10 protein-coding genes are annotated in these 10,496 nt (G+C 45.5%); 2 read left to right on the top strand and 8 right to left on the bottom strand.

The annotated features are described in order from the left end of the window. Positions 1 to 128: 128 nt before the first annotated feature. Positions 129 to 746 (bottom strand): ATP-dependent Clp endopeptidase proteolytic subunit ClpP, encoded by a 618-nt coding sequence (gene clpP, locus VM640_RS12255; protein ID WP_325392606.1) that lies wholly within the window; start codon positions 744 to 746, stop codon positions 129 to 131. 264 nt (positions 747 to 1,010) lie between these two features. Here clpP and VM640_RS12250 point away from each other — a divergent pair, with 264 nt between their 5' ends. Beyond that, entirely contained in the window at positions 1,011 to 2,087 is a 1,077-nt protein-coding gene (locus VM640_RS12250) for an HD-GYP domain-containing protein (protein WP_325392604.1), read from the top strand. A gap of 50 nt (positions 2,088 to 2,137) precedes the next feature. Here VM640_RS12250 and VM640_RS12245 read toward each other — a convergent pair whose 3' ends face one another. From VM640_RS12245 to VM640_RS12215, 7 genes are all read right to left on the bottom strand, one after another. Then, positions 2,138 to 3,439 (bottom strand): (Fe-S)-binding protein, encoded by a 1,302-nt coding sequence (locus VM640_RS12245; protein ID WP_325392602.1) that lies wholly within the window; start codon positions 3,437 to 3,439, stop codon positions 2,138 to 2,140. 1 nt (position 3,440) lies between these two features. After that, the gene (locus VM640_RS12240; RefSeq protein WP_325392600.1) at positions 3,441 to 4,829 is read right to left on the bottom strand and encodes an FAD-binding oxidoreductase; all 1,389 of its coding nucleotides are present in this window, start codon (positions 4,827 to 4,829) and stop codon (positions 3,441 to 3,443) included. A 139-nt stretch (positions 4,830 to 4,968) separates the two neighbouring features. Next, positions 4,969 to 5,688: a FadR/GntR family transcriptional regulator gene (locus VM640_RS12235; protein ID WP_325392608.1), complete on the bottom strand. Its 720-nt coding sequence runs from the start codon at positions 5,686 to 5,688 to the stop codon at positions 4,969 to 4,971. A gap of 62 nt (positions 5,689 to 5,750) precedes the next feature. After that, a complete protein-coding gene (locus VM640_RS12230; protein WP_325392598.1) occupies positions 5,751 to 6,329 on the bottom strand; it encodes a TetR/AcrR family transcriptional regulator in 579 nt (192 codons plus the stop codon). A 151-nt stretch (positions 6,330 to 6,480) separates the two neighbouring features. Beyond that, positions 6,481 to 7,773 (bottom strand): DUF445 domain-containing protein, encoded by a 1,293-nt coding sequence (locus VM640_RS12225; protein ID WP_325392596.1) that lies wholly within the window; start codon positions 7,771 to 7,773, stop codon positions 6,481 to 6,483. 22 nt (positions 7,774 to 7,795) lie between these two features. Continuing rightward, on the bottom strand, positions 7,796 to 9,022 hold the full coding sequence (locus tag VM640_RS12220; protein ID WP_325392594.1) for a DUF445 domain-containing protein: 1,227 nt from the start codon (positions 9,020 to 9,022) through the stop codon (positions 7,796 to 7,798). A 108-nt stretch (positions 9,023 to 9,130) separates the two neighbouring features. After that, the gene (locus VM640_RS12215) at positions 9,131 to 10,054 is read right to left on the bottom strand and encodes an MBL fold metallo-hydrolase (protein ID WP_325392592.1); all 924 of its coding nucleotides are present in this window, start codon (positions 10,052 to 10,054) and stop codon (positions 9,131 to 9,133) included. A gap of 123 nt (positions 10,055 to 10,177) precedes the next feature. On the opposite strand from VM640_RS12215, the gene VM640_RS12210 reads away from it, so the two are divergent. Beyond that, a complete protein-coding gene (locus tag VM640_RS12210) occupies positions 10,178 to 10,354 on the top strand; it encodes a hypothetical protein (protein WP_325392590.1) in 177 nt (58 codons plus the stop codon). Positions 10,355 to 10,496: the final 142 nt, after the last annotated feature.

Genomic DNA, 10,496 nt, shown 5'->3' with positions numbered 1-10,496 from the left:
GGCTTACGCCAAGCCTCTGGTGTAGGCGGAAGCCTTAGTTGCACTTATGCTATCTGCCAAAAATTTATACTTTCTGTTAGTATCAAAAAGCTGCCCCAGATAATCTGTGACAGCCTTTTGACGTTGAGTTATTCTTTCTTTGTTAAAGAGGCAACAGGCTTCTCGAGGACTTCGTCGATAAGACCGTATTCCTTGGCTTCTTCAGCCGTCATATAATGATCGCGGTCGGTATCTGCTGCAATTTTCTCGACCGTTTGACCGGTTCGTTCGGCCAAGATCCGGTTCATTCTTTCCCGCACGTGGATCAAATGTTTGGCATGGATTTCAACTTCCGTAGCTTGCCCAGAAATTCCGCCCCCGCCAATCAGGGGTTGGTGAATAAGAATCTCGGAATTAGGAAGCGCGGTCCGTTTTCCTTTGGCGCCAGCAGTAAGTAGGAAGGATCCCATACTTGCTGCGAGCCCAATGCAAATCGTATGCACGTCTGGACGGATATATTGCATCGTATCATAGACGGCCATGCCTGCACTAATCGATCCACCAGGGCTATTAATATAAAGGAAGATATCTTTCTCTGGATCCTCGGCTTCCAAGAATAAGAATTGCGCAACAATAAGGTTGGCTACATCATCATCAATCGGCCCTCCGAGAAAAATAATCCTGTCTTTAAGCAGTCTGGAATAAATATCATAAGACCGCTCCCCACGATTCGTTTGTTCAATAACCATTGGCACTAGATAACCCATACTGAATCCTCCTTAATTCTCTTTTCTCAAATTCATTATCCGCTTGTCTGTTTCCTAATATCCTTTCCCATTAATCCTATTTTAGTACAAAGGTCAGTAAAGGTCAAATGGTTTTCTTTAATCTTCTTAATTTATTCATTATCACTCTCTAAAACAAACAGATGACTCATTTATTCATATTACTTCATAAAATTCCAAATTAAAAAGGATTTTCCACCCCTTATGTAGAAATATAGCTCACTACCTGAACAGGGGGCGTTTGTCATGCGATTTATACTGGATCCCGTTCATCACCAATTTCAAGGTGGAGAGCTTGCATATCAGGATTATTTCGATCACCGAGGAGCTCTTCTCTTAGGTAAAGGACAGGAAATAACACCCTCACTCGCTGCATTTTTTAATGAGCAAGACATCAATTCTCTATATTACGAATGGACGGAATCCTGCAATTGTCTCAACGATGATTCCTACGCTTCCGTGCTTCTCAACTTCCCCTTGACTGCACCTTGGTTGCACCTGATTTATTGCGAAACCAGTCTTTTCAGGCCGGAACTCTTTTTTCAGGCGGTCAACTTTATTGATCAATTAATCGAGCACTTATCAGACCTTTCTTCTGATTTTGAACTATTACGTACCTCAAAGGAGATTACTTATAAGCATTCCGTCAATGTCGCTCTTCTTTCCTATATTATCGGAAAAGCCATGAACTTTAAAGGGGAAAAACTTCGCCGTCTGGTCCTCAGTGCTTTACTCCATGATATTGGCAAATTGGATATTCCCAACGAAATCCTTAATAAACCGGGCGCCCTTAATTTGGATGAATTCGCCATCATCCAAACTCATCCTACCCGGGGTGTAGAACGGACCTCTAACTTCCTCTTGCCCGAGGGCGTTCTCACTGCCATTCTTCAGCACCACGAACGCTGGAATGGAAGTGGCTACCCGCAGGGATTAGCTGAAAAGAAGATATTGCCCTCTGCTCAAATTATAGCAATTGCTGATGTCTTTGATGCTTTAACCACGGATCGTCCTTATCATGCCGCACTACCACCCTACCATGCCCTCGAGATTCTTCTGAAAGGCTCGGGTACCGATTTTTCGCCAAAGGTGATCCAGGCCTTCCTGAGTACAGTTCAGCTCTATCCCGCGAATTCCCTGGTGACCCTAAATAGTGGGGAGAGGGGAGTTGTCCTGCAATTTTCTTACCCGAATCTCACTCAACCGATAATTCAAATTCTTTTTGACTCCGACGGAAATTCAATCGAAAAAAAACGGGTCGTTGACCTATCCAAGGATTCTTCCCACTTTATCCTGACGATTCAATACCGTGGAGCCAGGTAGAAAAGAGGTATAAACCATGCGGTTTATACCTCTTTTCGGTAATTTGCTATTTACCGTGCTGCTGCCGATATACTCTTTTTGCCTACTTTATAAGACTCCGCAAGGAGTTGAATCGTATGCACGACATCTTCTTGAAGGCCAGCATTTTCAACACCACTGGCCAGTTGTAGTCGGCAGGCCGGACAACCCGTTACGACCGTATCTGTGTGAGTTTGGGCAATATCAGCAATCTTTTTATCCGAAATTTGAGCTGAAAGGTCAGGATGCACAAGCATGAAGGAGCCGGCCATACCACAGCAACGGCCTGGTTCTTTCATCTCAATCAGTTCAACCCCGGGAATTGCTTTAAGAATTTCACGTGGTTCCTGATTTATTCCTTGACCGCGGTTTAAGTGGCAGGGATCATGGTAGGTCACTTTGCGCTCGACGCGGCCTAGACCTTCTCTTTTGAACGGAACCTTATGAATGAGGAATTCTGAAATATCATAGGTCTTAGCCGCCCATTTATCGGCGAGGGCCTTCATCTCTGGATCATCATCAAAGAGTTGAGGGAAAACATGTTTCCAAGACTCCCCACAGGAAGAGCAATTGGAAACGATAGCATCGGCACCCGTTTTTTCAAAGGCTAACAGGTTAAGCCGCGCACTAGCTTGGGCGGATTTGACATCTCCGTTGACCGAGGCAGGCGTTCCGCAGCATCCTTGATCCTTAGGCACGATAACTTCACACCCATTTTCCGTGAGGACTTCGACGACTGCTCTGCCCATATCGGTATAAAAATAGTTGGTCACACAGCCAATATAAAAAGCAACGCGCATCTTGGGATTTTTAACTGTGATTACCTCTGGCAACTCATCTTTGAGCGGCTTTCTCGCTAAATTCGGGAGGACTTTGTTGCCCAATCCGAAATCAAAACGGAGACGGGCTCCTTTATCGCTTCCTTTAATCCGTTTCATCGCTAAACCTTGGAAGGCGCTTCCAAACTTCATGCCAAGATCAAACAGGCGATTCATCTTGAGCGCAGTAAAGGCGATCTTTTTGATCGGATGTAAGCCCTCTTGGCGTACCGCTTCGGCACGGGCAGCGAGAATGATTTTATCAAAACGCACCCCACAGGAGCAATTCGCCGTACAGGCCATACAGGTCGTACACAGCGAGAGGCGATCAGCTAATCCCTCGGTCATCTCCAGCTCACCACTAAGAAGGGTTTCAATCAAGGTGATCTTTCCGCGAGCGGATCCAACTTCCTTCCGCGTTTCTTTATAGATCGGACAGACTGCTTGGCAGTTTCCGCATTTCATACATTTATTAAGTTCTTCACTAATGGAGTTGAGTGAACTGTAAATGCTCACTTTAGTCCCTCCTCACCATTTTGCCAGGGTTTAAGATATAGTTCGGGTCCATGGCTTCTTTGATGTCTCGCAGCAATTTTACACCGGCTTCACCGAATTCGAGGGGTAGGAATTTCGCTTTCGCCATACCAATCCCATGCTCTCCGGATAGGGTTCCCCCTAGAGAGATCGCCACTTGGAAGATTTCCTCGACGGCTTGCTCAACGCGAACCATTTCTTCAGTGTCTCGCACATCGGTGAGGATCGTCGGATGAAGATTGCCATCGCCGGCATGTCCAAAGGTTCCGATGGTTAGGTTGTATTTCGTCGCAATTTGCCGAATCGCTTTAAGCATATCCGGAATCTTGCTCCGAGGAACAGTGGCATCTTCGAGCACGGTGGTCGGTTTGAGCTGTGCAAGTGCCGGGAGTGCATTCCGGCGAGCAAACCAGATCTGGTCACGCTCTTTGTCATCCTTAGCTAGTTTCACTTCGGTCGCGCCTTCTTCTGCCAGGATCCTTTCGACAAGCGTGGCCTCGCGCTCGACCGCTTCTTTATAGCCGTCCACTTCACAGAGGAGAATGGCTTCCGCATCAACGGGCAGCCCTGCATGGGCGAAGTTCTCAACCGTTCGAATCGTCATGTTATCCATGATTTCCAGGGTTGCCGGGATAACTTTATGGCGAATAATCGCCGAAATCGCATTACCCGCTTTATCAATATCATCAAAGACGCCGAGAATACTCTTCTTCGCCTCGGGTTCGGGAATAAGTTTCACCAGAATCTCGGTGATGATCCCGAGCGTTCCTTCCGCTCCGGTAAAGAGCGCGGTTAAATCGTATCCGGAGACATTTTTAACGGTTTTGCCGCCCCACTTGATCACATCGCCGTTCGCGCGAACGAGCTTCATACCCATGACATACTGTTTGGTCACTCCGTATTTTAGGCCGCGTAACCCACCTGAAGACTCCGAAACCGAACCACCCATGGTCGCCGTGGTTACTGTGCCTGGATCGGGAGGATAGAAGAGCCCATGTTGCAGACCTGCATCGTTCAGATCCTGAATAATGACACCGGGTTGGACACTCGCAGTTAGATTTTCATCATCCACTTCGAGAATCTTGTTCATGTTCAGCATGGACATCACAATGCCATTATCCACTGGAATTGTTCCCCCGCTTAAGTTCGTTCCAGACCCCCGAGGATAGATTGGAATTTGATATTTGTTCGCGATTTTCACGATTTCAATCACGTGTTCCGTATTGGCTGGGGATACAACAACATCTGGGAGTACCCGTTTCATGGCTGCTGTCGCATCATATGCGTAAGTCATCAAGTCTTCCTTTTCACTAAGGACATTTTCTTGGCCCAGGACTTGAATGAGTTCTCGTAAAGCTTCTGGTTTTAACATACTTTATGCCCTCCTTTAATTAACTGGTCTGACCATCCTATGATATGCTGTATTTTTATAATATAATATTCTTAAGAAATATTCAATTAACTTTGTACATTGCGAAAAAAAGAACTTTGCCTCAATTGGTAAAGTTCTGTTATTTGGGATCATTCCTATACTTTTCCAGCTCAAGTTCAACTTTTTGAAGATGTTCATAGGTTAACTTGCGTGCCTTTTCGGAATCCTGGGACTTGATCGCCCCATAGATATCGCAATGCTCCTCGAAAAGTCTATGGGTTGTCCCCGCCGTTGCCGCCATCCACAGCGCCCGCGTAACTTGAAGGGTTTGTCCCATAATTTCCTGAACAGTATTCATCAGCCGGTTGAGGAGTGGATTTTTGCTTGCTCGTGCCAAAGCGAGGTGAAAATCCAAATCTAATTGTTCACTGCGTTTTGCTTCAGGTAGATCCTCTTCCATTTGCTCAACTATGCTTTTGAGGTGAGCCAGATCTTCCTCGTCGCGTCGCTCTGCGGCTAGACCCGCTGCCTCAACTTCTAAGGCTTTCCGTACTTCGAGAATATTTTGCAACTGATTTTTCTCTAACAACAGAATAAAACTCAGCGGTTCGATCACCGAGTTGGGAGAGGCTGATTTCACAAAGATCCCTTCGCCTTGTCGAATTTCGAGGATTCCTGTCAAACTTAAAGCAGCTAAAGCCTCTCGAACCGAGGTCCGGGATACCTGAAAGCGTTCCGTAAGTTCACTTTCAGTTAAGAATTTATCTCCTGGTACCAATTGACCATCGATGATTAGGCTTTTAATTTGTTCTAAGATAATTTCCGTTGTTCGTTTGTTTTTGATGGGTTTAATATCGATAAACTTATCTTTCACAATCTTAATATCTTCCTTATCTTTAAAATCGTAGGAAATACTTTATCTTACCAAATTAATCCCGTCAAAAGAGCTTTAGCGATACCTTCATGGTCAATTTCGTCGGGACCGTACCCGTCGCTGAAGATCTTTTTTATGGCATAACTATGGATTCCCCCCAGAATACACGCAGCCGCAATCTCAGGATTGACATTGGCCCTTAACTCTAACGTTTGGATTCCGACCCGGATCATATCTTCAACCGCTTGAGAAATCACGGACATTTCCTTGAGCAGTTGCGAACGCATTGTCTCAGAAAGGGAATACCCAGTCATTAATGAATTGAAAATATCCAAATGATTCTTCAGAAATCTAGCATAAAACTGAGAGATTAACCGAAGCTTCTCAAGCATATTATCCCCCTGCTCGATTACGGGAACCAGTTCTTCTAGGAAACGTTTCCCACTATAGCAGACCATCTCTTGAAACAAAGTGTTTTTACTTTCGAAATATTCGTAAACCGTCCCTTTACCAATCCCGGCCTCCTTGGCGATCTCTTCAATGGTGGCGCCTTCAATTCCGGCTTCAGAAAATACCTTAATGGCGGCTTTGAGAATTTCGATACGCTTCTCTTCCTTGGCTACCAATTATAATCCTCCTATTTTTTATTATTTGTACACCGTTCAATTATATCTAGTCAATAATAACTTTTGCACCCTTCCAAAACTATAGACGGATGCCAACTTCTATGTATCTTGTAAAGACCAAGGAGTTCTCTCACTTCCTTAGTCTTTTGTATTACTTCAAAACCATCAACAAGGGCTGATACCCAAAGTTCAAAACAATGAATAAGATAATTCCCAGGATACCGCCAACGATCGAACCGTTGATGCGAATCCATTGGAGGTCATTGCCTGCTTTATCTTCGATAAACTGGTTCAGTTCGTCATCGGATAGATCCTCTAAGGTCTCTTGAACGATTTCACCAATCAAGCGATGTTCTTTTTTTGCAAGCTGTAGAAGCGTGTCTCGGAAGAACATATCAAACGTCTCCTGCAATTTGGAATCCGCTTGAACGGTCGCCCAAAAGCGGACGACGATAGGCTTAAGAAAAACAACCAAACTTTCTCCGTTGATCGATTTGCCTTCTTGCCAGGCGCTTAGGACTTTTTCGATCCCCGTTTCCAGATAAGACTCAAGAGGTAATTCAGCAAGGATCTGTTCAAGCCATTCTTCGATTTGCCCTTCCGTAAGCCCATCATTTTCCCAGCTCTGGAATCTTAATGCGAGCTGGGATTTTAACTGGATTCGCAAATCATTTTCAGGGTATTTTAAGCGCCGAATACTCAAAATCAAATGAGTTTGCAAGGCGTCGGCTGCCTCATCAAGATTCAGCCCATCGGCGGCTTGGAAAACACCCAATAGGGTCTTTTGCCAAAATCCTCCGCTCGTCAATTGCTGCTCTTTCAGGTTCTCAAGATAGCTCTGAATCTGGAAATGTACGCTTGATCCAGAAGCATAGACCAATAAATCTTCAATCCGCTCATCCAGCCACCGATCGAATTCTTGACGATGAAGAAGGGATTGGGAGTAAGCTAGAATTTTCCGGGCTATACCTAGATCCTGTGCTTTAATACGGATCAGAGCGCTGAATTGTCCGGCGACTTTATCCCCAACGACCTGAGCCTTCAGGCTGGAGAGAAAGACAGCCAGCTTTTCCGTCAGGAAATCTGTCCCTCCACGTTCTTCAACCGCCCCAAGGATTTTTCTTGAGAACTTTAAGCCCTGAATCTTTTGCTCAATCATCGCTTGGCTGAGCAATTCCTTCTCAACCATCGCGCGGATTCCCTCAATCATTTTCGTCCGATTCCGTGGAATCAGGGCAGTATGATATGGCCATCCTAAAGGTTTCCGGAAGAGCGCTGTGACGGCAAACCAGTCTGCGATTCCGCCAACTAAAGACGCTTCGAGTACAAACTGGCAAAAACGGAGAATAAAATTGCCCGGCCAAAGATACTTAGCCCCAGAGACAAGAATAAATAAGATAAAAACAATGCTTAAGACCGCATTCGCGCGGCGACGGTAATTCATCGTAAATCGACCCTTTCCTTTTCTACAAAAGAAAATTCACCAGATAAAATAGGATCCCCGCAAACGCCCCCACGACTGAGCCATTGATACGGATCATTTGCAGGTCTGCTCCGGCTTTTGCTTCGATCAAGTCGACCAACATTTCATCCGAATACTTCTCAAGCCCTTCCCTGACAAACCGCCCAATGCGGTCATGTTGGCCTGCTATGATTTGGAAAAGGAGCGTTTGTATGCTTAGCTTCAGCGCTGCTCGTTTGTCCGCATTTCCTTCTAATTCTAAGCGGTAATTTTCAATGTACTTGAGGAGAAATTCTGTCAGCTTCTGGGTACTTTCAGGATCACTCAGCTTGGTTTGAATTTGGGTGAGGAGTGATTTTTCGCCGTTTTTCATGAGGCCGGGAAGAACCTGGCTGAGCAACTCATCGAAGCGAGAGCCCTGAATGAAGTTTTCAAGCCATTCAAGAGCTGCCCGAACAGCTTGTCCTCCCGTCAAAGCGTTAGCAACCTGCATTTGAATCTTCATAGCGATCGTTGAGGATTCAGGTAAAAACATTTGGACGATCTTCCGAGAGGAATTTTCGTTGACATAATCAGCAAGCGCATCATCAATCCATTTTTTCAAGGTGCGATGCATTTCCGGACTTTGAGTCCAAAGGCTAAGTTCCTGAACCAAAACCTCGAGCACGTTTTGCACTGTTCCTTTGGCTAGCGAGAGCTTAAAAACCTCGCGGAGAATCTGACTGATGGCGCACCTAAAGGACTGATCCTTTTCCAGATCCGCGTACTTGCGTGAAAAAGATTCTTCTTCAGACTGATTAACGCTTGCGAAAAAGCAGGTTACCAAAGCCTTGGCACTAGGCTCGAGCCTAGCAAGCCCTGGCGCATCCGTCAGTTTCTCCAAGAGGACGGCAAAATCCAGCCCTGTTAATTTCTTGGTCAAAGCCTCTTCCGATAATAACTCATCTTGAACCATATGGCTCAGTTCCTGAAAAATTCGTTCCCGGTTACGAGGAATAATCGCTGTACGAAAAACCCGACCCGGCCGTATGCCTAGCGGCTTGCGGAAAAGTGCAGTGACTGCAAACCAATCAGCCAGCCCCCCCACTAAACCGGCACTGCAACCACTCGTCACGAGTCCACCCCAAAACTGCGTTTGGAAAGGGTAAGCTGCGACAAGTCCCAGCGCAGTTACCCCTAACGCCAAGTTCGCCTTCCGATATGTATTTGACTGTGCTCCCTGTTTATGCATATTGATGAACCTCTTTGTCTCAATCTAAAAAGCAAAATTTTAAAAACGAAGTAAGACACCCACCAACGAATCAGCAGCTGCCTTACGATACTATACCATATTTTAGATTTAAAAAATACATGGCCGTGGGTGACTTAATTCAAAGACTTGTTTCCAACCAAAGACATAGTGAAGCTGCATAAAAAGGACGCCAGGTTTCGTTTTTCCCTGCCTTAGACGAAGTGCTCCTTCATATACGGAGAGTGTAGGATCATAATTTGCTACTTGGGTCAAGATCTGAGCCCGCGTTTCTTGGCAGCGCTCGGAGGGATTTAGTTGCGGTTCACCGTGAGCCGGTAAATATTGGTGAGCACCAAGCTTTTTCATCAGATCTATGCTTTGGAGCTGGCTCGCTAAGCCACTCGTGACCTTTCCATCTTCAAGCCAAATCCCGGGAAAAGCCACTTGATCGGGTAACAGCATATCGCCAGAAAACAATATTTTCTGTTGTTCTTCAAAAAATGCCAGATGTCCTATTGTGTGTCCAGGGGTAGGAATTGCTTTCAAATCATAATTTCCTGCGTGTAACATTTGTTGGGGTTTGATTTCTTCAACACCCTCCGGCCAAGCGGTTAAGCGGCGAAGTTTTTCATAGGACTTAATCATCCCTTCAATGACGAGCCCATCGGGTATCTCCCATTCATCCCTTGCCCATTCGCGGAAAATCTCAAAGCTCTCACCCTTGGCAAAGGTTTTCCACTCCGGGTAATCCTTGGACCCAATTAAAATTCGGGTACCCTCTTTGGCAAATTGATGCGCAGCCCCTACATGATCCGAATGCCAATGCGTAGCAATGACTTGTTCAAGCTTCTTAATCCCCAATTTTCGAAGGGCCGTTTGAATTGTCTCAAAAACTTCGGGGGTATTTGTCCCCGTGTCCACTATGGTAGGCGTCTCTCCTCGAAAAATATAAACATTGATGGATTGTACGTTTAGAATCAAGGGAACTTTCAATTGATAAATATTCGGGGCTATCTCTCTTAGATCTGTCATTGGCTACACGCCTCCATTTGTGATTCTTTGAATTCTATTGTATATTAGATGGAAGAAAATACAAGGATAAGACGGAAAAAGCAGAAAACCGAGATTCGATGCAAAATAAAGGAGGCTCATTCGATGCAGATAAAATCGAATACTTCGCAAACCCCTGATTCCTCAGGTTTCACTGGAAGCACTCCGCTTGTCGCTTATCCCTATCAAGTTGTTTGCGAACGTTGCCAGAAAACCGTCCTCTTCGCCGGCGAAAACGGCGAGGTCTTTCCGGTAATCTGTGATCAGTGCTCTGGTTTGTAAGTAAAGAAAACCCGGCTTTCGCCGAGCTTTGCGATAAAGAAGACTTGGCCAGCGCCAAAGCGATGGCCTTAGTCGCCTTATCCTGCCGGACTTAACTACTTGCATCGTAGGAAAGCGAAAACCGCTGGTTGCACTTAGAGTT

The organism is Desulfitobacterium sp., assembly GCF_035539115.1.
Lineage (GTDB): Bacteria > Bacillota > Desulfitobacteriia > Desulfitobacteriales > Desulfitobacteriaceae > Desulfitobacterium_A.
This window is presented reverse-complemented; position numbering and strand designations above follow the sequence as displayed.